Source organism: Commensalibacter melissae (assembly GCF_009734185.1).
Taxonomy (GTDB): domain Bacteria; phylum Pseudomonadota; class Alphaproteobacteria; order Acetobacterales; family Acetobacteraceae; genus Commensalibacter; species Commensalibacter melissae.
Window position 1 is genome coordinate 1034120 of sequence record NZ_CP046393.1, and the last position, 24062, is coordinate 1058181.

A 24062-nucleotide genomic window follows, 5' to 3' on the forward strand; every position below is an offset into this window, starting at 1 on the left:
TTAAATAATTCGTTTTCTTATCCGTTCAAGATCGTCTGGTGTATCAATTCCCAATGGCGCTTCATCTATTACAGCACAACCAATATTCATTCCAGCTTCCAAAGCTCTCAATTGCTCGAGTTTTTCTCGTTTCTCAAGTAAAGATTGAGGCAAGTTTATAAAACGGTTAAGAGATTTTCGCGTATATGCATAAATACCGACATGGTGCCATAATGGACCCTTTCCCCATGGAATTGTTGCACGAGAAAAATACAGAGCCTTCGCAAATAATAAATCCTCACTAAAACTGCAAGCCACCTTTACTACGGAAAAAGCCGTCTTTTCAAATTCATTTTTCACGGGAGCTATTAAGGTTCCGATATCTATTCCAGAATATTTCAGCGGTATCAGTGATTTACAAATATCTGATGGATCAATGAGGGGTAAATCGCCCTGAACATTGATAATCGTATCAATGTGATCATATTCCCGCAGTAAAAATAGCGCCTGATAAATTCGGTCTGAACCAGATAAAAGATTTGGATCCGTATCAATTACCCTGCCCCCGTTCTCCCTGACAATCTCCGAAATTTCCCTGTCACCTGAAGCTACAACCACTGGTCCGATTTTCGTTTTTAAAGCCTGTTCCATCACCCTGACTATCATAGGTTTTCCACCGATATCAACCAGGGGTTTTCGTGGCAGTCGAGTTGAGGCCAATCGTGTTGGAATAAGGATTAAAGCAGGCTTCATCAACAATTCTCTATAAAATATATATATCAGTTTTTCTTTATGTTGTATTATTAATAATAAGCTTTTATTCTATAATCAATTTAATAATCATAGTTGTTATTCAAGAAACCAAAGAAAAATAAAATGGATAGTTTTGACTGGAACCGTATAGCTGCAGCTTGTGTCATATCCTGTGGAATATTGTTTGGTAGCTGGTTGATAAGCAAGATCATGATTCCATACTCACCGCTTACATCATCAGTATATGCTAGTGAAAATCAAGAAACCATTGATCTCAAAACCGCCGATATAGGAAAAGGAAAAATCATTGCCTCACAACAATGCGGAGTATGCCACAGTTTCAGACAGGGTGAACCTGATAAAATAGGGCCTTCACTTTTTAATATCAAAAATAAAAAAATTGCCTCCAGTCCAAACTTTAATTACTCTTCCTCGCTTAAAATTCATGAAAACGAATACTGGACAGTGGAAAATCTAAATAAATGGCTTGCCAAACCACTCGCTTTTGCTCCCGCTACTCTAATGGCTTATGGTGGTCTTTCATCAAATAAGGATCGGGCGGATGTTATTGCATATCTGAATTCTCTGACAGACAATAATCCTCCATCAGGACAAAAATAAAAAAACTAAAATAAAGAACCATTTGCATATGTAATAAATTTAACTATGCTTAACCCAAAAAATAATTTTTGAAAAATTATAATATTTTAAATTTTATTGATTTCAAACAATAGGTTTTATAATCTTTATGCTTCAACAATTTTAATGTTAAAATTATAAATCAATTAATTTTTTTACCCTTATCACCTAATTGTCTAATCAGGAAAATATAGTGAAGAATTTAAATTCTTATCTTCAGATTGCTGAACATGCCCTTCAAGAGGCACAAAAAGTTATTCGTCCCTATTTTAGACATTCAATTCATGCAGATGACAAATATGATGAATCCCCTGTAACAAAAGCCGATCGTGAAGCCGAACAAACAATCCGACAAATCCTAAAACAAGAAACACCCGATTTTGGAATTATTGGAGAGGAATATGGATCAGATAATATAAATTCCAAATTTCAATGGGTTATAGATCCAATTGATGGAACCAGGGCTTTTATAACAGGCCGTCCCTTATTTGGAATATTAATCGCCTTATTGTATGAGGGTAATCCTGTATTGGGAATCATTGACCAACCGATACTCAAAGAGCGCTGGATCGGTCTTGATGGGTATGAAAGCCAATTTATTTCTGAATTTGGTGGTCATATAGGTACAAGAAAATGTATTGACCTTTCCATAGCCGAAGGTTCTTGCACTGCACCTGAAATCCTTGATCATTCTCCAAACACCCGTTGGAAATCATTATGCCAAAAAATCAAGAGAATGAGCTGGGGTGGAGATTGTTACGCGTATGGTTTATTGGCATTGGGTCAAATTGACATCATAATTGAATATGGCAATAAAATTTGGGATTGGGCGGCCTTGGTTCCAATCATAAAAGGAGCCGGAGGATCAATAACCGACTGGAATGGAAATTCCCTATCTCTTCAAAACAATAATAAATCTGTGCTAGCTTTGGGTGATCCAGGCTTAAAACAGGACGTTATCAAAATTTTAAATTTTTAGTTTCTATATATTAAAGAGAAAATTAATGAATTCACATCTATCATTACCCAAAGACAAAATTCATATTCTTTTATTAGAAGGTGTTCATCAAAGTGCCGTCGATTTATTAAAAAAGAATGGGTATAACAACATTACCTATCTTAAGACAGCCTTGGAGGGTGATGCTTTAAAAAAAGCGATCAAAGGTGTACATTTAATCGGTATTCGCTCCCGTACACAATTAACCAAAGAAATCTTGGATGAAGCCGATAAACTGATTGCTATTGGATGTTTTTGTATCGGCACAAATCAAGTTGATCTTAATGCTGCACGCAATCTGGGTATTCCTGTTTTTAATGCCCCCTTCAGCAATACCCGTTCGGTGGCGGAATTAGTAATGGGTGAAATCGTCATGCTGTTAAGGCGCATTTTTGTTCGTTCATCCGAATGTCATAAAGGACTCTGGGACAAAAGCAGTATAAATAGCTGGGAAGTAAGAGGCAAAACTTTAGGAATTGTGGGATATGGATCCATCGGATCACAATTATCAATTTTAGCCGAATCTTTTGGATTACAGGTTATATATTATGACATAATTGATAAGTTAAGTCATGGAAATGCGCGTCCTGTTCAATCATTGAAAGATCTTTTACAGATAAGTGACATTGTTAGCCTGCATGTGCCTCATAATAAAGGCACTATCAATCTGATAGGCGAAAAAGAGATAGCCTTGATGAAACCCGGTTCATTTCTTATCAATAACGCTAGAGGACAGGTTGTTGATATTGATGCCCTTGTACAAGCATTGAAATCCAATCATCTTTTAGGTGCGGCAATTGATGTATTTCCTGTAGAACCCAAAGTTAAAGGTGAGGAATTCAATTCACCATTACGCGAATTGGATAATGTTATCCTAACACCTCATATCGGTGGATCCACAATCGAGGCGCAAGAACGAATTGGTCGGGAAGTAGGAAATAAGTTTATTGAATATTCAGATGTCGGTTCAACCCTAAGTGCCGTAAATTTTCCAGAGGTTCAGTTGCCAATCCGTTTAAAGGGCACACGATATATGCATGTTCATCAAAACATTCCTGGCATCATGCAAAAAATTAACAACATATTTACCAAGGTCAACGCCAATATTTCCGCTCAATATTTACAGACGGATGGTGAAGTGGGTTATGTTGTCATTGAGGCAACAACCGATGGGGATAAGGAAATTGATATTGAAATTTTGCGAGCCTTACGCAATCTCGAGGGAACGATCAGAGCTCGAATCCTTTATCGTCCAAATGAGTTGTAATTAATTAAAATTTTAAAGTCAGGATCCATATTCTATAATGGCAATAACCAGAATATCAACTTTTGCCTTTTCTGGTATTGATCCTATTTCTGTGGAAATTCAGGTTCAAATTTCTCGAGGCTTACCCGCATTTACAATTGTTGGTCTGGCTGATAAGGCCGTGACTGAATCCCGTGAACGGGTTAAGGCCGCCCTTATCTCAATGGGCATAGCCTTACCACCGAAACGGATTTTGATAAATCTTTCTCCAGCCGATATTATTAAAGAGGGCACTCATTATGATTTGCCTATTGCATTGGGACTGTTGGTCGCTTTGGATATTATTCCTGAAGAAATGTTATTGAATTATGCAGCTGTTGGCGAATTATCACTTGATGGAAAAGTTAGTGCTGTCAACAATGTAATTTCAGCAACTATTGGAGCTGTTTCTCAAGAAAAAGGTTTGATTTGTCCAGCCATACAAGGAAGCGAAGCCCTATTGGGTGGAGATATAGATATACTTGCTGCTCCCGATCTGCTTTCAATCATCCAACATTTTTTGGGAAAACAGATTTTAACGCCTCCTAAAATGTTACAGGCTCCAAATACCTCCCATGATTATGATTTGTTTGATATCAAAGGTATGGAAAGTGCAAAACGTGCCCTGGAAATTGCCGCTTCAGGTGGGCATTCAATGTTGATGATTGGGCCGCCAGGATCTGGCAAATCCATGCTTGCAACAAGATTGCCCAGCATTTTACCTGATTTAACCGCACAACAATCTTTAGAGGTTACTCGTATTTATAGTGCTGCGGGATTATTAAACGGTTCTGTCCCTATCAGACAACCTCCCTTTCGAAACCCGCATCATTCTGCCAGTCAAGTTTCATTAACTGGAGGAGGAATAAAAGTGAAACCGGGTGAAATAAGCTTGGCTCATCATGGAATATTATTTTTGGATGAATTTCCTGAATTTACGAAGAACAGTCTTGAAGCATTAAGACAACCGCTTGAAAATGGTAAAATATCTATTGCCAGAGCGATGAATCATATAACTTTCCCTGCGAAATTTCAATTAATTGCCGCAATGAATCCCTGTCGATGTGGATATATGGGCGATACAGAACGTGAGTGTCATCGTGTCCCCCGCTGTGGTGAAGAATATACTCGTAAGATTTCTGGTCCATTATTGGATCGTATCGATATTGTTACCTATATTGAACCGATACCACCACGCGATATCGTTTCTATACCGAATGGTGAAAAAAGTGTAAAAGTTGCAAAACGTGTAAAAAAAGCCAGAGAAAAACAATTTGAAAGACAGAACAATTTAAATTGTGAATTAAATAATAATCAAATATCATTATCTGCCTCGGTGACGGAAATAGTAGAAAAAGCTTCAATGCAATTACGCCTTTCAGCCCGAGGCATCACAAGATTATTGAGGGTGGCTCTTACAATCGCAGATCTTTCAGAAAAGGATGAAATTGATATTTCCAGTATTACTGAAGCGTTGTCCTATCGAAAACGTAATCTACTTTAACGTTTTATCAAAAGCTTGTTTTAAATCTTCAATCAAATCATTTTCATTTTCTAAACCGATATGAAACCTACAAGCCGAACCAGTTAAAGTTCTGCTTTTATATTTCCTTCTTATCTCTCCATCAGTGAGTAAAACCAGACTTTCATATCCCCCCCAAGAAGCACCAATTGAAAAAATTTTAAGATGATTAATCATTTCAATAACTTTTTGCAAAATAATATTTTTTTTGAAAACCACTCCAAATACACTGCTTGCACCTGTAAAATCTCGTTTCCAAAATTCATGCCCATAACAACTTGGCAATGCAGGATGAAGAACCCGTTCAACATAAGGTTGCCGACTGCACCAGTGTGCAATTTTTAATCCGGTCACTGATTGTTTTTCGAGTCGCGCTGCCATAGTTCTCAACCCACGCAATGTTAACCAGCATACATCTGGCGCTGCCACCTCTCCCATGGCGACAGCATAATCCCTTAAAATATGCCAGTCATCATCACATTTAACTGTAATGGCACCAAGTACTAAATCTGAATGACCATTGGCATATTTTGTTAATGCCTGAACAGATATATCCACTCCATGCTCGAAAGGCTTAAATATACCTATTCCCCATGTATTGTCTAATATTAGTTTAGCTCCATATCTATGGGCTATTTCAGCCGTACCAGCAATATTCTGAATTTCAAAACTATGACTACCTGGACTTTCCGTAAATATTAATTTCGTATTGTTTTGAATATAGGTTTCAATTTCACCAAGATTACAATCAGCGGGGTAGTAGCTGATTTCAACTCCAAATTTTTTCAAAACAGTCTCTGCAAACCGTTTGGTTGGCCCATAGATACTGTCAATTATCAAACAATGATCACCTGACGATAAAAAACCTAATAGAGGTATAGTACAAGCTGCCAAACCCGATGATACTACTTGACAATGTGATCCTCCTTCAATTTGGGCAATAACTTGCTCAAGCTGATGCTGATTTGGTGAACCCATTGCTCCATAAAGGGTTTCATGTTCATACTTACCTTTTTCCGAACGACGCATTGCCTCAACTGAAGGATATATAACTGTCGATCCCCGTGCGAGCGGATCATTTACAAACACACCTTTCTCGGGTAATGAGTATGTCTGTCTACCTATTTGGACCAAAAATGTTGACAAAATTTTCCATCCATAGGAAACGGCCAATTCTTCAGATGATATATGAGACATGGTTTAACCTTTTTGATAAAAAATCTTTTACTTACTGAAAAATCATCTTATAAAGATTTGTCCTATTTTTATATTTAAATCCTGTTAGCAATAATTGAAACTCATACTTTATAATATTTACTAATTCGTAATTGTTATCGATAATTAATTATCCCAAAAATGTTACTAAAATTCTTATATATTGAAAAACAAAGATTAATTCTTAAATTTGTTGGATCAAAAATAGGTAGTAATATTAATTATATTATCAGATAACTATCCAAGAATATCAATTCATGACCCTTTCAATTACGCCACATTACAAAATTCCTAACATTCCTAAAATATTTTCTCAAATGAAAATTATCAGCTGGAATTTGTTAAGAAAAATTGGAGCATCTCCATATGACGTTGCTTATTTGATCAATAATCACAAACCTGATTTATTGTTAATGCAGGAAGCAACAGAGGAAATTAATATTTTACCCGATCTTGTTGGTGGTTATTACAGTCGTTTTCCATTACCTGGCAGAATTCATGGTGTTGCTTGCTGGAGTCCTTACCCATTTTTTTCGCCACCCACGATTTGCGATTTACCCCGAGGCACGTTAATCAAACGTGTTGCCCAATTGATCGATTATGGAAATTTCTGGATAGCTAATGTCCACCTATCCCATGGTCAGATATTGAACCGTAAACAATTACAGGCTCTTGCCGGTATTCTACCTGATCACGCTGCAGTTTTAGGTGACTTTAACCAGATTGGTCCCGCATTATTACATGGATTCAGAGATGTTGGGCCCAATGAACCAACACATAAAATGGCCAATCTTGTGCCAATTCGTCTCGATCGTTGCCTGATCAAAGGTATGGAGTGTATTGCAAGTCAGGTTTTATCCAGATTTACATCCGATCATCATCCAATAATGGTAATACTACGTCCAGTCTTATAAATATGGAAGCAGCAATCGAGTGGTAGCATCTCTTAATTTTACCAAAAAGAATCTTTTTTCAAGCTCTTTTAATTTTAATAGCTTGTTTTTATGCAATATAATGAAATCGTCAATTTTTTCTGAAAATTTTTCATGATAAACTTCCATATTGATTTCAAAATTCAATCTTAAACTGCGCATGTCAATATTTGAACTACCTACAAAGGACCATAAACGGTCAATAACCATAAGTTTGGAATGATTGAAAGGAGGTTTGGCCAACCAGATTTTACATCCATAACGTAAGGGTAATTTATTGTTTATGTTTCTGGCCCAATCAACCAAAAACTGATTGCTTTGTTCAGGGGTAATTATATCAATTTCCACCCCTCGAATGGCAGCCATACATAACAATGATAGAAAACGGTCATCTGGCAAAAAGTAAGGGGTCATAATCCTTATTGATTTACGCGCCAAACTTATTGCCTGCATCATTGTATATTTGATTTTTTCCATATCTGAATCAGGACCAGCGGTTATAATGCGACATACCATATCTCCTTCCTCTTTCACTTCAGGAAAAAATTTTTTATCATCCAGCTTTTCCGATGTAATAAAAAACCAGTCCTGCAAAAAAGCTTCGGTTAATTCATGAACAATGGCGCCTTTTACCCTAAAATGAGTGTCTGAAACCGGATTTTTAGGGCATTTTGATAACACATTTACAGCAGCGATATTTAAACCTCCTATAAACCCAATCTTTCCATCTACCACCAAAATCTTCTTATGAGTTCTTAGGTTTATAAACGCCATTTTCCAGGGAAGAAATGTATGCATAAACCTGTCTATACGAACGCCATGAGCTTTTAAATATTTGGCAATGGGACAATAGAAATAACCGCTACCTATTCCATCGACAAGTACACGGACAACAGCGCCCCTTTCATGTGCCCTGATTATTGCATCGGCAAATTTCCTGCCAATATCATCGCTTTTAAGAATATAAGAGGATAAGAAAACGCAACTTTTTGCAGAATTTATTGATTCCAGCATAACGGGATAGGCCCCATCCCCATTATGATATATATCAATATTATTTCCCTTTAATAATGCCCTTTGTGTAAAGCTTTCTACAACTTTAGCCAATGGATAAAAATGACCTTGAACTGTATAATTAAAATTGCTTTTGGTAAATTTATGATGCCAAGGCCTGTGTGTGGCCAATTTTTGTGCCTTTCGGGTAACACGATTTATACCAAACATAAAATACAGAATAAAACCCGTAATGGGCATTATCCACGAGAATCCGATCCATCCTATCGCGGCTTTGGTATCTCTCACATGTTTCAAAACATGATATGTAACCACTATTAATAAAAATAATCTTAGAACCGCCATTACCCAATCTTGCTTGACATCAATAAAAAACAGATAAGTATAAAAGGCAGTCATAAAATTCCATTCCAAATAATTAACAACATATATTTTTATTCTATTTTAATTATGTTATGCTTTAATTATGATCAAATTTAGTAATCGTCAAAACGATTTTAATTCTTATTCTTTCACCAATAAAAATTATTCTGCTGGATTATTTGCTGAAGAAAAAGTAGCGAGCTATTTAAAAAAACTTGACTGGAACATATTGAATCAAAGATACCGCTGTCCATTTGGAGAAATTGATTTAATTGCACAACGTGCTGACTATATATTGTTTGTGGAAGTCAAGAAAAGAAAAACCTTGCGCAAAGCTCTTTTCGCTCTTACCAATAGACAGAAACAAAGATTGATTAATTCCGCGAATTGTTATCTTGAAACATATAACATGAATAATATCAACAATGTTCAATTTGATTACATTATACTAGATTCTCAAAATCGAATTGAACATCTTGAAAATATTACCGCTTATTAGCTGCGATGACGACGAGCTTTAGATTTTTTATGGGATGAAACATTATATAAAACATTTCTTACCCTCATTTTTCCTAGATTTCTTTGTCTATAGGAAATTTTATGAACCAATGATGAATAACTTTTTTTTGAACTCGTGTGATAGGCAACATTCCTTAGCATTGGATGTCTTGATTTTCTCACGGTACGTTTGACAGGACGGTAATGATGTACTATAGGTGCAGCCGTAAGGGATGCAAGGGTTAACTTACCTGCTTCCGATTCCGTAACAATATGTTGTGCCTTAACAAAAGAAGGCGTTGAACATCCTAATATTGTAACCCCTAAAACCCAATAAAAAGTTTTTTTTACATTTTTTATCATTATCCCAGACCCTTAAACCAAATACCAACCTAGATATCAAGAAACACATTAAAGGACAATTTAGCAAGAATAAAAAGAAATAAAATAGAATTTTTATTCTTGCGTTGTAAAAATTCTACTATTTACTTGCTGATAATATTTTCATCCTGAAAAAGGGTTTTCAATTCGCCAGTGGCATACATCTCGCGAACAATATCACAACCACCGACAAGCTTTCCCTTGACATAAAGCTGAGGAAACGTTGGCCAACTGGAAAACTCCTTTAATCCCTGCCTTAATTCGTCATCTTCAAGAATATTTACATCCTTGAAAGAAACGCCCATATCAGAAAGAATATGAACCACTTTTGCAGAAAAACCGCAACTTGGAAAGTCTGCTGTACCCTTCATGAAAAGAACAACAGGATTGTTATCGATTTCTTTTTGGATTTGTTGAAATAACGGATTACTCATTTATTGTATAATTCCTTGATTAAATTATTTTAATACAGACGTTTGTAAAGCCAAGGCATGTAAATCTTTATCCATATAATTTTCCAATGCCTTATAGACAAGCTGATGTTGCTGAACTTTGCTTAATCCATCAAATTCTTTAGCGCTGATCTTGCAATAGAAATGTCTTCCATCATTTTTCAATGCACCAACATCAATAATAGCATCAGGAAATACTTCGACTAAGCGATCTTTAATTTCTGAAATATTCATCTTTAAACTTTCATTAAATTTTCAAAGAAGGACTTGGACGCAGCTTTCATTCTTGCAATTGTAATCATGGCACCTGATGGCATGACAAGGCTATCCCCACCAGTATACCCTATTAATCTTGCGGCAACACCCTGTTCTTTTGCTTTTGATATAATTAAATCGGCATCAGAAGTCATGACAATATAACGTCCCTGATCTTCACCAAACCAATAGGCTTCTGGTCGCATACCACTTTCAGGAACATCAAGCGTGCAACCGGTATTTCCTGCCATTGCCATTTCAGCAATTGAAATAAGAAGACCACCATCAGATACATCATGACAAGCTGAAACTAGTCCCTGGTTAATAATGGTGCGAACAAAATCACCATTGAGACGTTCGATATTTAAATCAACAGGTGGTGGGTAACCTGCCTCTTGTCCCATAATTTCCCTGAGCCATAGCGTTTGACCCAAATGACCTTCCGTCTTACCGATTAGAACAAGTTTGTAATTTTTCTGTAAAGCGATACCCAATGATTTTGAAACATCTTCAATAACACCTAAACCACCAATGGCAGGTGTAGGCAATACCGATACATTTTCATTTTGTGCATTACGTGTTTCATTGTAAAGTGAAACATTTCCACTGACAACAGGAAAATCTAGTGCGTTACAGGCATCTTTCATACCTTCAATAGCAGCAATAATTTGTCCCATTATTTCAGGTTTTTCCGGATTACCAAAATTTAAATTATCGGTTATTGCCAGTGGTTTGGCACCTACTGCGGTAATGTTGCGCCATGCTTCGGCAACAGCCTGCGCTCCACCCTGATAAGCATCGGCTTGACAGTAACGGGGTGTACAGTCTGTTGTTAACGCAAGACCTAAATGATGACCATCAACCTTTACCACCGCTGCATCACCTTGCCCTGGACGATAGACTGTCTGACCACCAATCGTGCTGTCATATTGATCCCATATCCAGGAACGGGATGCCAAATCGGCACAACCCAGCAACTTTATGACGGATTTTTCAATATCGATAGTAATATTTAAAGACGCGATAGGTTGTGGTGCAGGATAATTGGAGGATGGTCGTTTATAAAGTGGTGCCTCATCAGCCAGGGATGCAAGGGGAATATCAGCTTCTGTCTGATTATGATGTTTGATAACAATACGTCCCGTATCCGTCAGATGTCCAATAATGGCAAAATCCAACTCCCATTTTTCGAAAATTTGCTTGGCAATCTCCGTTCGATCTGCACGCAAGACCATAAGCATTCTTTCCTGACTTTCGGAAAGCATCATTTCATATGCTGTCATCTGGTCTTCACGTTGCGGAACGTGATCCAAATCCAGCTCAATACCGACACCACCCTTTCCGGCCATTTCCACAGCCGATGAGGTCAGACCAGCAGCACCCATATCTTGGATGGCAACAATGGCATCCGTTGCCATTAATTCTAGACAGGCCTCAATCAGCAATTTTTCAACAAATGGATCTCCAACCTGGACGGTAGGCCGCCTTGATGCTGAATCCTCATCAAATTCCGCAGAAGCCATTGTTGCCCCATGAATGCCATCACGACCCGTTTTGGAACCAACATAAATTACAGGGTTACCTACTCCAGCTGCAGCTGATAAAAATATACGGTCTTTTCTTGCAATTCCAACCGCCATTGCATTGACAAGCGGATTGCCGTTATAACTTTCATGAAAATTGACTTCTCCACCGACCGTAGGAACACCCACACAATTTCCATATCCTCCAATACCACGAATCACTCCATCCACAATATGACGAGTCTGGGGATTATCGGGGCTACCAAATCGTAAAGCGTTCAGGTTGGCAATCGGTCGTGCACCCATGGTAAACACATCACGCAAGATACCACCAACACCTGTTGCCGCACCTTGATAAGGTTCAATAAAAGAGGGATGATTATGGCTTTCCATTTTAAAAACCGCCGCCAAACCCTCGCCAATATCGACAACACCAGCATTCTCACCTGGACCGTGAATAACCCATGGAGCTTCTGTCGGAAGATTTCTTAACCATGCACGGGAAGATTTATAAGAGCAATGTTCTGACCACATGACCGAAAAAATACCCAATTCGGTCAGGCTGGGTGTACGCCCCATGATAGACAAGACTTTCTGATATTCATCAGCAGATAAACCGAACTGTTTTGCCAAAGCTTCATTTACAACCAATTTTTGTATCTTACTCATCAAGCCAAGGTCTCCATAATACCCTGGAATAAAGGTTTCCCATCTTCACTTCCCATTAAGGGATTCACCATATCTTCAGGGTGAGGCATCATTCCACAGATTCTTCCATTCAAACTTACAATACCAGCTATGGCATTAATACTGCCATTTGGGTTTAACTGTCTATCTTCCGGATTTACAATTCCATTTGCTGAGCTATATCTGAAGGCAATCTGTCCCTCTGCTTCAAGCTGTCTTAATGTTTCTGAATCACAAAAATAATTTCCATCTCCATGCGCAGTTGCTGTCTTGAAAACATCACCTTTATTCCACCCGCATGTAAAAGCGGTATCATTTCGTTCAATCTTTAAATGACAATCACGAGATAAAAATCTTAGGCTTGCATTCGGTAGCAAAGCACCGGGAAGTAATTTGGCCTCTGTCAAAATCTGAAAACCATTACAAATTCCAAGAATATATCCCCCTTTATTCGCAAAATCACAGATTTCTTTCATTATTGGTGAATGCGCCGCCATTGCACCACAACGCAAATAATCCCCATAACTAAATCCACCAGGCAAAACGATCATATCCAAAGAAGGTAAAGTTGTTTCACGATGCCAAACGATAACGGGAGTTACACCCGTTACCTGTTCAAAGGCAATCACAACATCTCGCTCACGATTGGTACCTGGAAAAACAACGATACCTATTTTCATTATCTTACCCCAACAGATGCGTTTTTACATGGATAAGATTCATGCAAAGCACTAAAGACAGTCGCTCCTGCTGGCTGGTTCAATTGATCTGGATGTGCCTTCATATAATCAATAACTTTTTGACGCATTTCATTGCCAGATACGGAAGGATCAATGCAAAAACCGGCCGGTGCCTTGGGATCGCCTTCATTTTTGGCATAGACTTTTGAAAATGCAACAGAATCAGCAATACCGCTAATATAAATATTACATGCCCTAACCGTCTGTGATTTTTGACATAATTGCAGAAAATCGGCAGCTTTAACTTTACTCACTCTTTGCGCCTGCACTGTTGTATTTGCGCAAGCCATTAACAAAGCGATACCGGATACAGTAAATAATATTTTCTTACCTATACTCATGATAAAACCTCGACTTCAAAATCTTCGATAACATTATTGGCCAATAAATTTTGAGCCATTTCTATTGCCTTTTTTTTGGCTTCACTTACTGACATTTCAGATAATTCAAGATCAACTACACGTCCAACGCGTACATCTTTTACTTCATTAAAAGACAGATTATGCAATGCATGGTTAATCGCCTTACCTTGTGGATCGAGCACACCCTGTTTCAACTGAATAATCAAACGTAATTTCATTCCATATGCTCCGGATTGCTACTTTCTATAACCTCAAAATTTTTTTCAGGAATAATTTTCAATCGCTTGGCGATTTCCTGATAGGCTTCTTCCACTTTACCAAGATCACGACGGAAGCGATCCTTGTCAAGTTTTTCACCACTTGCCATATCCCAAAAACGACAATTATCAGGTGAGATTTCATCTGCCAAAACGATATGAAATTCATCATCTTTCCATAAACGTCCATATTCAAGCTTGAAATCGATCAGCTTGATTCCGATACCCGCGAACAATCCTCTGAGAAAATCATTGATACGTAAAGTATAACTTACGATTTCATCCATTTCCTGCAAGGTCGCCCAATTGAATGTTGTAATATGATCTTCCAGAACCAGTGGGTCATTCAGTTCATCATTTTTCAAATAATATTCGACAATGGGACGGGGAAGTTTTTTCCCCTCATCCAATCCCAGACGTTTGACAATACTACCCGCCGCAACATTTCTGACCACAATTTCCAAAGGAATGATCTCAACAGATTTTACCAGTTGTTCCCGCATATTCAAACGACGGATAAAATGGGTAGGTATATTAATTTCAGCAAGCTGCAACATCAAATATTCGCTTATGCGATTATTCAATACACCCTTCCCCGTGATTGTACCCTTTTTTGCACCGTTACCAGCCGTTGCATCATCTTTAAAATATTGAACAATTGTTCCAGGTTCAGGTCCTTCGTAAAGAATTTTTGCCTTACCTTCATAAATTTTTCGCCGACGGGTCATTATGTCCCTTAATTTTACAATGTGATTAAAATAAATTGAAATAATAAGTACTTGAAAATGCAAGCAAATATTATATGAACTTAAATCTATAATATTGCGAGAATTACTGGATTTACAAGCTCTTTTATTCAAGAATGTTTATTCTGGTACAGGCCCGGTTTCACCAAAAACATTCGCATAAATATAATCAAGATTTTTTGTATGCATACTGCCATCCATGGCTTTATCCAGAACCTCAGGACTGATTTTCCCCATGATTTCCGGATCATTTTCCAGATTTTCCCTGAATGTTTTTCCATCTGCTGTATTCAATTTTGTCCAGGTAGCCATGGCACACCGTTGAACGATACGATAGGCCGCCTCTCGTGATAAACCTGCCTTGGCCAATACCAGCAATACCTCACCAGAATGAACAACACCTCCAAGACTTTCAAGATTTGCCTTCATTTGGTCAGGATAAACAACAAGTTTTTCCATAACTCCTGCCAATCTATTCAAGGCAAAATCAAGAGTTACGGTTCCATCAGGACAAATCATTCTTTCCACTGAAGAATGACTGATATCTCTTTCATGCCACAATGCTACATTTTCAAGTGCTGGTATAACATGTGATCTTACAATTCTTGCCAATCCTGTTAAATTTTCTGATAAAACGGGATTGCGTTTATGAGGCATTGCGGAAGACCCTTTTTGATCAGGATGGAAATATTCTTCCGCCTCACGCACTTCAGAGCGTTGCAAATGTCTTATCTCGATTGCTAGACGTTCAATAGAACTTGCAATAATAGCCAAGGTTGAAAAAAAGGCAGCATGCCGATCTCGAGGAATAACCTGTGTTGATACGAGTTCCTTTTGCAGTCCCAAATGTTCGGCGACATAAGCCTCGATCCGTGGATCAATATGCGCATAGGTACCAACTGCACCAGATATGGCGCAAATGGCAATTTCCTTACGGGCAACGGTCAAACGTTCCTTGTTCCGTTTAAACTCCGCATAATATCCAGCCAATTTCAAACCAAAGGTTAGTGGTTCGGCATGTATCCCATGACTTCGACCAATGGTCATGGTATATTTATGGTCATAAGCCTGCTTCTTTAAAGCTTCAAGAACTCGGTCAAGATCTTTTATCAAAAGGTCAGCAGCTTGTGTCAACTGAACAGAGAGACATGTATCCAACACATCAGAAGATGTCATTCCCAAGTGAACAAAACGACTATCCTCCCCTATTTTTCCTGCCAACCATGTTAAAAAAGCGATAACATCATGACGAACCTTGACTTCGATTGCATCAATAGCCTGGACATCCTCTTTATTGAATGTGGCCATTGCGTGATCCCCATTCTGTCGAATTTTTTTTGCTGAATCCGCCGGGATATACCCATAATTCGACATTGCTTCACAAGCCAAAGCTTCAATTTCAAACCAAATACGATAACGATTCTCAGCATCCCATATAGAAGTCATTTCAGGACGGCTATAACGTGGAATCATTCTCTGGTTTCCTTTCTTCTTTCCGATAGCTTAAAAAAAGTTTATATCATAGATTTTATATAATTCGTCCAGCCTTATTTTGAATAAAATTAAGTTAAATCATCATGAAAGTAATTAATTCCCGATGCTTGATTATATCCTTTCCATTTTTATCGGTCTTATTCGGATAATCCTGCTTGATATAACGCTTGCAGCAGATAATGCCATCGCAATCGGTCTGGCTGTGAATGGATTGCCCGAAAACCAGAAAAAGAAAGCAATATTCTGGGGATTGGGAGCGGCCGCAATTATCCGGATAATGTTTGCTCTTGTTGTACAGTATCTCCTAAAGATCCCCGGACTGAATTTGATCGGTGGTTTTCTTCTTTTATGGGTCTGCTGGGAAATAGTTGATGGAATAAGAAATTCCAATCATGATAAACACAATATCACCCCACCGATTCATAATACTTTAAAAAAATCCATAAGAAGTATAATTATTGCAGATATTTCAATGAGTCTCGATAATGTTTTAGGTGTTGCAGGTGCTGCAGGAAACAATTTATGGTTAATGGCGGGAGGAATTTTCCTGTCCGTTACTTTGATGGGAATGGCAGCTTCCTATATCGCAAAATTATTGAACCGTTATAAATGGCTTGCATGGATCGGTGCATTGGTTATTTTAAGTGTTGCTATCGAACTTATCTATAAAGGTGGTGTGCAGCTATACAATCTATTGGGTTAAATTTTAGACTTATAAGGATAATTTTAATGAGTTTTTTGATTAATAACAAAAATAAAATACCTTTCATTTCAATTTTAACTTTTATATCCTTATCATCTATTGGCTGCAGCCAGAGTCATTCAGTGCAAACAAGATCCAGTCATGTCTCTCCTTCACAAAAACTGGCCGTTTCTTTATCTCACGAAACCGGCAAAAATCTCAAAATAAACGATAAGCTCAATCTATACTTACAATTACTTCAGACAAATGACTTTTCAGCAACAACCTATGCTGATTTCATAACCAACAATCCGACATGGCCCAATCAAAATGTTCTCTTAGACCTTATGCAAAAGCAACTTTTGAATGAGACAGATAAAAATGCCGTTTCAAACATTTGTAAAACCCAACCCATAAAAAAGGCATCTGCTCTTAAATTTTGTGCACAACAAACTGATGTGAAACCTGAATTAATTCAAAAAGCTCGATCAGCATGGATATTCTCCATCAATTTACCTGCTGATGAACAAGATATTTTATCTGCTTATAAACAATATTTCACCAAACAAGACAATTGGAACCGATTTGATAGGCTGGAAAACGCGGGTTTAACACTTGCAGCGTCCCGTCAGGTTAAGTATCTTACCTCCGAACAAAGCAATTTGGCTTTGGCACGTCTTGCGTTTAGAAAAAAACAACAAGATGCGGAAAATTATCTAAGTAAACTTTCAAAATCCGATTTAAATGATACAAGTCTAATATACAATCGCCTAAGATGGTTACGTTTACAGAATCGCCAAGAAGAAGCCTTGAAATATTGGCGGTTTACAGGATTAAATGAAGAATTGAAATCAAACCAAAAACGTTTTTGGTTAGAGCGAAACAATCTTATTCGTGATTTTTTGAAAAATAATAATATTAAACAGGCGGCTTCATTAATTACGGATGCCAGTTGCAATCCATCCTCATGTCAACAAGATGAAATATTCTTGGGGGGGTGGATACAATTAAGAAAACTGAATAATGCTTTAAAATCAATAGATTATTTTAAAAAATTAATTCAATCCAATAACATATCAATTAAGTCTCGTGGATATTATTGGCTTGGACGTGCCTATCAAGCAAATAATAATAACGATGAGGCAAATCAGGCATGGAGGGCGGCTTCTAAATATCCGGTTACATTTTATGGACAGCTTTCCATTGCTCAACTACACCATTTGAATGTTCAGAATTTACTATTAAATCCAAATTCCCTACAAAAAATTCTTCAAACATATCTTACCAATATCAAGGAAGCTTCCTCTTCCAATTCTCAATATATTTTTTTTATAAAAAATGAGTTAATACAAGCGGCTCAAATTTTGGTTGAACAGGGTGATTATAATCATGCCCGTCCTTTTTTAGCAGCCTATAACAAATTACATTTTGATATTGCAAATCAGATCATTAATGCAAATTATGCCAATCAGATACATTTACCGGACAATGCTGTAACCATATCTCGTCAAGCTGCAGCAAAGGGTTATATATTTTTGAAAAATGGATGGCCAAGACCTTATGAATCACTTGCAAACGAAGGATTGCCTTCGGGTTTATCCTTGGCAATTATGCGCCAAGAAAGTAGCTTTAATCCAGTTATTGTTAGTCGTGCCCATGCATATGGTCTTATGCAGCTTCTTCCCTCAACCGCCCGTGAATTGTGTCATCAGAAAAAAATACCCCTCAATATGGGTAACCCTAGCAATCTTATTGTTGCTGATAACAATATTCGTTTGGGTACCGCCTATCTAGCAAAACTGATGGAAAGATTTGATAATAATCTCATTTTCACAATCGCGAGTTATAACGCTGGACCCAACCGTGTGAAAAACTGGTTAAATTCATCAGAAAATAATTCAGTACAAACTTATACTGATATGATAGATTGGATTGAAATGATTCCATATACCGAAACAAGAAATTATGTTCAGCATGTAATGGAAAATCTAATGATTTACCAAACCAATATAAATAAATAGAGCCTCTTAGTTTATCAATGAAGGGAATTTGTTTATGAATATGACATTATTGAAAAATAAATGTGATAAGCTTTGTCAGGATATCGCTTTGCTATCACAAAAATTTCCTTTAAAAATTGTCACAGCTGAAAGTTGTACAGCTGGCCTGATTTGTTCTAGTCTCACCAATTTAGCGGGTTCTTCGCACTATATTGAGGGTGGACTGATCACATACTCCAATGAAATGAAAAAAAATATTCTGGACGTTTCAGAAAACAGCCTAAACCAATTTGGTGCAGTCAGCGAACAAGTTGCCAAAGAAATGGTACAGGGGGCACTAAAAAAAACACCCAATGCCAATTGTGCTGTTTCAGTAACGGGTATTGCGGGACCAGATGGTGGTTCTTTTAGTAAACCTATAGGATTGGTCTGGATAGCGTTTAAACAATCAGGTCATCAGCCTGTTGTGAAAAAAAACAATTTTTACGGTAATCGAAATGAAATTCGATTACAGGCCACCATAAACGCTTTGGTATTAATTAAAAAACATTTTACTTGGGTATAGATTTTTTATTTCTTATATCAGCAGATCATTTTAAAAAGATCTGCTGACAAACCAATTTTATATAAAATTAATTCGCAGGAGGCATATTATTTGGATTGACTGCACCCTGCGCATTCGCGGGTCCAACAGGTGCCCCCATTGTAGGAGGTGCCGAAGCGTTAATTGGTCCATTTACAGAGGGAGAGGACTGCATAGGAGGTTGTCCCAGAACAGGTGTTGAGGGTTGTTGACCCGCTGGACTTTGTGGAGCAAGTACACCAGTGTTTGGATCACGATTTACTGATTGTGCAGTCTGCAAGCTACGGGCATTCAAATCACGCGTGGCTTGATTTTGGCTGTCTTTATCTTGATTATAGGCAGAATGATGATGTCTCGATTTATGAGACTTACCATGTCTTACTTTATGATTGGCAACATGAGAAGCACGATGACCATGCGTTGCCGCCATTGTAGTTGCAGGTAAAGCAAAGGCAAAAGCAGCAGCCATTAGAGATAATTTAAATGTAGAATTCATGATTCTATCCTTTAATATATATAATCAACATTTTAATTTTTATTTTTAATTAATAAAAATCAGTTCATGTTTATTTGTGTTATTAGTCACAGTTTCATTATACTTTATTATCGTTTAAATAGCTACAATCAGGAAAGTAAATAATCCCTCATAATGGGCTTAAACTGGCATCCATAATAAAAAATTATTATGCTGTTGCATAGATATCATCGGCGCGCTTGATAAAAGCGGAAACCATTTTTTGGACCGCTTCATGAAAGATCAACCCCATAGCTTTTTGCATTAGCTTTGACTTGAACTCGAAATCGACAAAAAAATCAATTGTGCATCCTTTTTCATCGGGTAGGAAAACCCAATGATTACTTAAATATTTCAAGGGACCCCGATCATAGGTCACTTCAATCTTATCAGGACGATATAACTCAACACGACTACCAAAAACCTCGGTAAAAGGTCCAAAACCGACTTTTAAATCAGCGAGTAAAAGTTCACTATCCTTATATCGAATATACGCTCCGTTACACCAAGGCAAAAATTCTGGGTATAAATCAACCGCGGCAACCAGATCAAACATTTGTTCGGGTGTATGGTTAATTAAACGTTGTTCGGTATGCGTAGGCATCAATCATCACTCCAGAATATTTTATTATATACACAACAGTTTAATGCAATGCATACCGTTTACGTTTCAACACCGTAAAATCTGCATCGGCATGATAGGATGAACGTGTTAAAGGAGAAGCGCTTACCATCAAGAAACCTTTTGATTTAGCCAATTTTTCCAATTCTTTAAATTCATCAGGATGAACATATTCCACAACAGGTGCATGTTTGTAAGACGGTTGTAAATATTGACCCAACGTTAAAAAATCTACCTCAGCACATCTTAAATCATCCATAACCTGAATGATTTCTTCCTTTGTTTCTCCCAGACCAAGCATTAACCCCGATTTTGTGAATATGGACGGATTCAGTATTTTTGCCTCATGCAAAATTCTCATTGATTGAAAATAACGGGCGCCTGGACGAATGGATGGATATAAACGTGGAACTGTTTCCATATTATGGTTGAAAACATCGGGTTTGGCTGCGCTGATAACAGCCATCGCCCCATCTTTTCTAAGAAAATCAGGTGTCAGCACCTCAATTGTAACAGTTGAAGAAATATTTCTTATAGCCTTGATAACATTTGCAAAATGGGAGGCCCCACCATCTTTTAAATCATCACGATCAACAGAAGTAATTACAACATGACGCAACTTTAATTTTTGAACCATATCAGCAATTTTTGATGGTTCATCATGATCAATTGGATCAGGTTTTCCCGTTGCAACATTACAGAACTTACATGCTCTTGTGCAAATGCTTCCCAAAATCATTACTGTTGCGTGACCCTCTGACCAGCATTCACCAATATTTGGACAAGCAGCCTCTGCACAAACGGTATTTAGTTTATAATTCTGAAGCAAGGTATCCGTTTCATTAAAACTGGAACTGTGTTTAATCCTTGTTTTAATCCACGCCGGTTTAGGAAGTTTCGCAATATTCTCACCAGATAAAACTGTCTGATGACGAACTACAATACGTTTTACAGTCATTTTATATCATATTCCCGATTGTAAAAAACAGATACGCAAAACAACATAAAACAATTTTATTTAATTCCTAATAGATTTCTGGCCGCTGCCCCTGCATTTTTTTGTGATAATAGGCTTTCACCCACCAATACTGCACCAGCTCCAACTTTCTGGACAGCCTGAATATCCTCAAACGTTTTTAATCCACTTTCTGAAACAATAATACGGTCAGGAGGAACCAATGGAGCAAGATGTTGAGTTATGGATATATCCGTTTTCAGGGTTTTCAAATTTCTATTATTGATGCCAATAAGAGAAACATCCAATGCCAGCGCCCTGTTCAATTCTTCCCTGTCATGTACTTCTACAAGCACATCCAGCTCCAAACATGTAGCTAATTCCAGTAAGGCGGCAGCTTCCTTATCTTTTAGTGCGGCCATGATCAATAAGATACAATCTGCTTCAATCACGCGACTTTCGTAAACTTGATAAGATTCAAGAATAAAATCTTTACGTAGAACAGGAAGGGAACAAGCATCTCTTGCAATTTTTAGATCCTCATTATTTCCATGAAAATATGCATTTTCTGTCAAAACGGATAAACAACAAGCTCCTGCATTTTCATATTGAACCGCGATCATCGCCGGATCATAGTCAGGACGAATAATTCCTGCAGATGGAGACGCTTTTTTACATTCAGCAATTAATCCAATCTGTTTTTTTGCCACCTGGTCTTTTATTATTTTAGCAAAACCGCGAGTAGGCGTATTTTTATTTTTTGCTTCTCGAATAATATCCTTGAAGGATTTTATTTCAGCCCTTTTTGCAACCTCAGCTCTTGTTCTTGCACAAATTCGCTCCAATACATCAGAAGGATGATTTTCAGATTGCAAAATGGCATTCAATACGGAATTGGATTTTTCTTCGTCATTCATGATATTGTCTAATTAAAAATGGTTTTCATTTTGTATGGCCCGAAGAACTGATAAAGCCTTACCGCTATCGATCGCTTCAGACGCTTGGTTTATAAGTCTCTTCAAGATACAAGGATCAATTTCACCATGTGAATTTATCAAAGAATAACCTTTTACAATATGTAGCGCAATAGCGGTATTTATCAAGACTGTGTCACGATAGGCACCTTTTTCACCATAAAGAAGATCCAGCAATGCCTTCGCATTTTCGGATGGTGTTCCACCCTGTATCTCTGTAAGAGGGGTATGTCTCAGACCGGCCGCTTCCATAGTGGACAATGTTAAATCAACCGGTACAATCCTGTTATTTTCCAGGGCCAGTATCGTTGATGGTCCTGCCAACGTAATTTCATCAACACCGTGTTCGGATTTATTGGGATCAATAAATCCATGAACAGCCCATACCCGTTTTGAACCCAGTTTTTGCAAGACCTTGATTAAAGGATACAACCATTTTTCATGATATACCCCAATCATTTGATATGAAACATTTGCCGGATTAGATAAAGGACCCAGTAAATTAAATATAGTCCGAATTCCAAGTTCTTTACGTACGATATTAATTTCTTTAAGAGCCGGATGATGAATAAAGGCCGATAAAAAAGCCAATTTATTATCACGCAAATTATTTTCAATAACTTCAAAATCATCCTCTGGCATAATACCCAGAGCAGATAGTACATCAACACCACCACTTTTGGATGACTGTGCCCGATTTCCATGTTTGGCAACCGGTATTCCAAGAGCGGCCAGAACAAAACTGACAGCAGTAGAAATATTCAAAGTGCTGCGTCCATCTCCGCCTGTTCCACATACATCAATTGTTTCATCATCAATCAGTTTTATGGACAGCATGCGTTGACGCATTGATTGAACAGCCCCTAAAAGCTCTTCAACCGTTTCACCCCGCATTCGTAATATTATTAAAAAAGCCGCTATTTGAGCGTTTGGAACATTACCAGAAAATATATGCTCGAAAATTTCATAGGACTTTTCCGTAGAAAACTTTTGTCCTTGTAAGGCTTGTTGTAAAATATGTGTAAAAGACAAAGTTAAATCCTGTTTTTCAATGACTTTTTTTCATTCCATTCATTTGATAAAAAAAGGAAGTTTTTCAATAAATCATGACCTTGTTCAGAAGCAATGCTTTCTGGATGAAATTGCACTCCATATAAAGGAAATCTTTTATGTTGCAAAGCCATTAAAATATAATCGTCGGTGAATGCCGTTAAATTAAAATCATCAGGGAGACTTTCCGTTTCAATAATTAAAGAATGATAACGAGTTACCTTTAGGGGATTGTGCAAATTCTTAAATATTCCCCTTCCATCATGTTTGATTTTTGAAATTTTTCCATGCATTGGATTTGTCTTGATAATTTTGGCTCCAAATGCCTGCCCAATAGCCTGATGTCCAAGACAAACACCCAAAATGGGGATTCTTGATGCGGCACTTTTAATCAACTCACAACATATCCCTGCATCAGAAGGTGTACAAGGGCCAGGTGAGATAACAATTGCCTCGGGTTTTAATGATATGGCTTCACTTACAGAGATTGAATCATTTCTGTAAACCTGACAGTCACATCCCAAATCACCAAGATATTGGACAAGATTATATGTAAAACTGTCATAATTATCGATAAGTAAAATCATG

Annotated in this window: 27 protein-coding genes; 9 read left to right on the plus strand and 18 right to left on the minus strand. The window is 37.5% G+C overall.

What is annotated here, in order from left to right; translation table 11 throughout:
- A complete protein-coding gene (locus tag GN303_RS04530) occupies positions 1–732 on the minus strand; it encodes a 3-deoxy-manno-octulosonate cytidylyltransferase (RefSeq protein WP_110437997.1) in 732 nt (243 codons plus the stop codon).
- A 123-nt stretch (positions 733–855) separates the two neighbouring features.
- Between GN303_RS04530 and GN303_RS04535 the strand changes: the two genes are divergently transcribed.
- The 4 genes from GN303_RS04535 to GN303_RS04550 all read left to right on the plus strand — a co-directional run bounded on the left by GN303_RS04535 (position 856) and on the right by GN303_RS04550 (position 5157).
- Positions 856–1353 carry a c-type cytochrome gene (locus GN303_RS04535; protein ID WP_110437998.1) on the plus strand — a complete coding sequence of 166 codons (498 nt, stop codon included), beginning with the start codon at positions 856–858 and terminating at the stop codon, positions 1351–1353.
- A gap of 211 nt (positions 1354–1564) precedes the next feature.
- Positions 1565–2350 (plus strand): inositol monophosphatase family protein, encoded by a 786-nt coding sequence (locus GN303_RS04540; RefSeq protein ID WP_231503998.1) that lies wholly within the window; start codon positions 1565–1567, stop codon positions 2348–2350.
- Between the two features lie 25 nt (positions 2351–2375).
- Positions 2376–3635, plus strand: coding sequence for a phosphoglycerate dehydrogenase (serA, locus tag GN303_RS04545; protein WP_110437999.1), 1260 nt, complete (start codon positions 2376–2378; stop codon positions 3633–3635).
- Between the two features lie 37 nt (positions 3636–3672).
- Positions 3673–5157 (plus strand): YifB family Mg chelatase-like AAA ATPase, encoded by a 1485-nt coding sequence (locus GN303_RS04550; protein WP_110438000.1) that lies wholly within the window; start codon positions 3673–3675, stop codon positions 5155–5157.
- Here the strand turns inward: GN303_RS04550 and metC are convergent.
- Complete coding sequence (gene metC, locus GN303_RS04555; protein WP_110438001.1) at positions 5149–6372, minus strand: cystathionine beta-lyase; 1224 nt, start codon at positions 6370–6372, stop codon at positions 5149–5151. The two genes, GN303_RS04550 and metC, sit on opposite strands and share 9 nt — an antisense overlap.
- Before the next feature lie 275 nt (positions 6373–6647).
- Here metC and GN303_RS04560 point away from each other — a divergent pair, with 275 nt between their 5' ends.
- A complete protein-coding gene (locus GN303_RS04560) occupies positions 6648–7304 on the plus strand; it encodes an endonuclease/exonuclease/phosphatase family protein (RefSeq protein WP_110438002.1) in 657 nt (218 codons plus the stop codon).
- On the opposite strand, the gene cls is transcribed toward GN303_RS04560, so the two are convergent.
- Positions 7299–8735 carry a cardiolipin synthase gene (cls, locus tag GN303_RS04565; RefSeq protein WP_110438003.1) on the minus strand — a complete coding sequence of 479 codons (1437 nt, stop codon included), beginning with the start codon at positions 8733–8735 and terminating at the stop codon, positions 7299–7301. The genes GN303_RS04560 and cls overlap by 6 nt on opposite strands.
- A gap of 67 nt (positions 8736–8802) precedes the next feature.
- Here cls and GN303_RS04570 point away from each other — a divergent pair, with 67 nt between their 5' ends.
- The gene (locus tag GN303_RS04570; protein WP_110438004.1) at positions 8803–9198 is read left to right on the plus strand and encodes a YraN family protein; all 396 of its coding nucleotides are present in this window, start codon (positions 8803–8805) and stop codon (positions 9196–9198) included.
- On the opposite strand, the gene GN303_RS04575 is transcribed toward GN303_RS04570, so the two are convergent.
- The 9 genes from GN303_RS04575 to purB form a co-directional block, all read right to left on the minus strand.
- Entirely contained in the window at positions 9195–9560 is a 366-nt protein-coding gene (locus GN303_RS04575; RefSeq protein ID WP_110438005.1) for a hypothetical protein, read from the minus strand. The two genes, GN303_RS04570 and GN303_RS04575, sit on opposite strands and share 4 nt — an antisense overlap.
- A 122-nt stretch (positions 9561–9682) precedes the next feature.
- Positions 9683–10012: a Grx4 family monothiol glutaredoxin gene (gene grxD / locus GN303_RS04580; protein WP_110438006.1), complete on the minus strand. Its 330-nt coding sequence runs from the start codon at positions 10010–10012 to the stop codon at positions 9683–9685.
- A gap of 24 nt (positions 10013–10036) precedes the next feature.
- Positions 10037–10264, minus strand: a complete 228-nt coding sequence (locus GN303_RS04585; RefSeq protein ID WP_110438007.1) for a BolA/IbaG family iron-sulfur metabolism protein — start codon at positions 10262–10264, stop codon at positions 10037–10039.
- Positions 10265–10266: 2 nt separating this feature from the next.
- Positions 10267–12477 carry a phosphoribosylformylglycinamidine synthase subunit PurL gene (gene purL / locus GN303_RS04590; protein ID WP_110438008.1) on the minus strand — a complete coding sequence of 737 codons (2211 nt, stop codon included), beginning with the start codon at positions 12475–12477 and terminating at the stop codon, positions 10267–10269.
- Positions 12477–13175, minus strand: a complete 699-nt coding sequence (gene purQ, locus GN303_RS04595) for a phosphoribosylformylglycinamidine synthase subunit PurQ (RefSeq protein ID WP_110438009.1) — start codon at positions 13173–13175, stop codon at positions 12477–12479. The genes purL and purQ overlap by 1 nt, the downstream gene beginning before the upstream one ends.
- Positions 13175–13576 carry a Rap1a/Tai family immunity protein gene (locus tag GN303_RS04600; protein WP_110438010.1) on the minus strand — a complete coding sequence of 134 codons (402 nt, stop codon included), beginning with the start codon at positions 13574–13576 and terminating at the stop codon, positions 13175–13177. The genes purQ and GN303_RS04600 overlap by 1 nt, the downstream gene beginning before the upstream one ends.
- The gene (gene purS, locus GN303_RS04605) at positions 13573–13815 is read right to left on the minus strand and encodes a phosphoribosylformylglycinamidine synthase subunit PurS (protein ID WP_110438011.1); all 243 of its coding nucleotides are present in this window, start codon (positions 13813–13815) and stop codon (positions 13573–13575) included. The genes GN303_RS04600 and purS overlap by 4 nt, the downstream gene beginning before the upstream one ends.
- Positions 13812–14582 carry a phosphoribosylaminoimidazolesuccinocarboxamide synthase gene (purC, locus tag GN303_RS04610; RefSeq protein WP_110438012.1) on the minus strand — a complete coding sequence of 257 codons (771 nt, stop codon included), beginning with the start codon at positions 14580–14582 and terminating at the stop codon, positions 13812–13814. Before purC ends, purS begins: the two co-directional genes overlap by 4 nt.
- A gap of 138 nt (positions 14583–14720) precedes the next feature.
- A complete protein-coding gene (gene purB, locus GN303_RS04615) occupies positions 14721–16073 on the minus strand; it encodes an adenylosuccinate lyase (protein WP_110438013.1) in 1353 nt (450 codons plus the stop codon).
- Between the two features lie 124 nt (positions 16074–16197).
- On the opposite strand from purB, the gene GN303_RS04620 reads away from it, so the two are divergent.
- Genes GN303_RS04620 through GN303_RS04630 form a run of 3 tightly spaced genes read left to right on the plus strand, consistent with a single transcriptional unit; the run spans position 16198 to position 19341 of the window.
- A complete protein-coding gene (locus GN303_RS04620) occupies positions 16198–16797 on the plus strand; it encodes a YjbE family putative metal transport protein (protein WP_110438014.1) in 600 nt (199 codons plus the stop codon).
- 26 nt (positions 16798–16823) lie between these two features.
- Entirely contained in the window at positions 16824–18797 is a 1974-nt protein-coding gene (locus tag GN303_RS04625; protein WP_110438015.1) for a lytic transglycosylase domain-containing protein, read from the plus strand.
- 34 nt (positions 18798–18831) lie between these two features.
- The gene (locus GN303_RS04630; protein ID WP_110438016.1) at positions 18832–19341 is read left to right on the plus strand and encodes a CinA family protein; all 510 of its coding nucleotides are present in this window, start codon (positions 18832–18834) and stop codon (positions 19339–19341) included.
- Positions 19342–19408: 67 nt separating this feature from the next.
- Here the strand turns inward: GN303_RS04630 and GN303_RS04635 are convergent, their stop codons facing one another.
- The 6 genes from GN303_RS04635 to GN303_RS04660 form a co-directional block, all read right to left on the minus strand.
- Positions 19409–19855, minus strand: a complete 447-nt coding sequence (locus tag GN303_RS04635; protein ID WP_110438017.1) for a hypothetical protein — start codon at positions 19853–19855, stop codon at positions 19409–19411.
- 187 nt (positions 19856–20042) lie between these two features.
- Positions 20043–20477, minus strand: coding sequence for a type II toxin-antitoxin system RatA family toxin (locus tag GN303_RS04640; protein ID WP_110438018.1), 435 nt, complete (start codon positions 20475–20477; stop codon positions 20043–20045).
- Between the two features lie 40 nt (positions 20478–20517).
- Positions 20518–21453: a lipoyl synthase gene (gene lipA / locus GN303_RS04645; RefSeq protein WP_110438019.1), complete on the minus strand. Its 936-nt coding sequence runs from the start codon at positions 21451–21453 to the stop codon at positions 20518–20520.
- Between the two features lie 56 nt (positions 21454–21509).
- Positions 21510–22367: an indole-3-glycerol phosphate synthase TrpC gene (trpC, locus tag GN303_RS04650; RefSeq protein ID WP_110438020.1), complete on the minus strand. Its 858-nt coding sequence runs from the start codon at positions 22365–22367 to the stop codon at positions 21510–21512.
- Positions 22368–22379: 12 nt separating this feature from the next.
- Positions 22380–23456 carry an anthranilate phosphoribosyltransferase gene (gene trpD / locus GN303_RS04655; RefSeq protein WP_155565479.1) on the minus strand — a complete coding sequence of 359 codons (1077 nt, stop codon included), beginning with the start codon at positions 23454–23456 and terminating at the stop codon, positions 22380–22382.
- Between the two features lie 2 nt (positions 23457–23458).
- Positions 23459–24061 carry an anthranilate synthase component II gene (locus GN303_RS04660; protein WP_110438022.1) on the minus strand — a complete coding sequence of 201 codons (603 nt, stop codon included), beginning with the start codon at positions 24059–24061 and terminating at the stop codon, positions 23459–23461.
- Between the last annotated feature and the right edge of the window lies 1 nt (position 24062).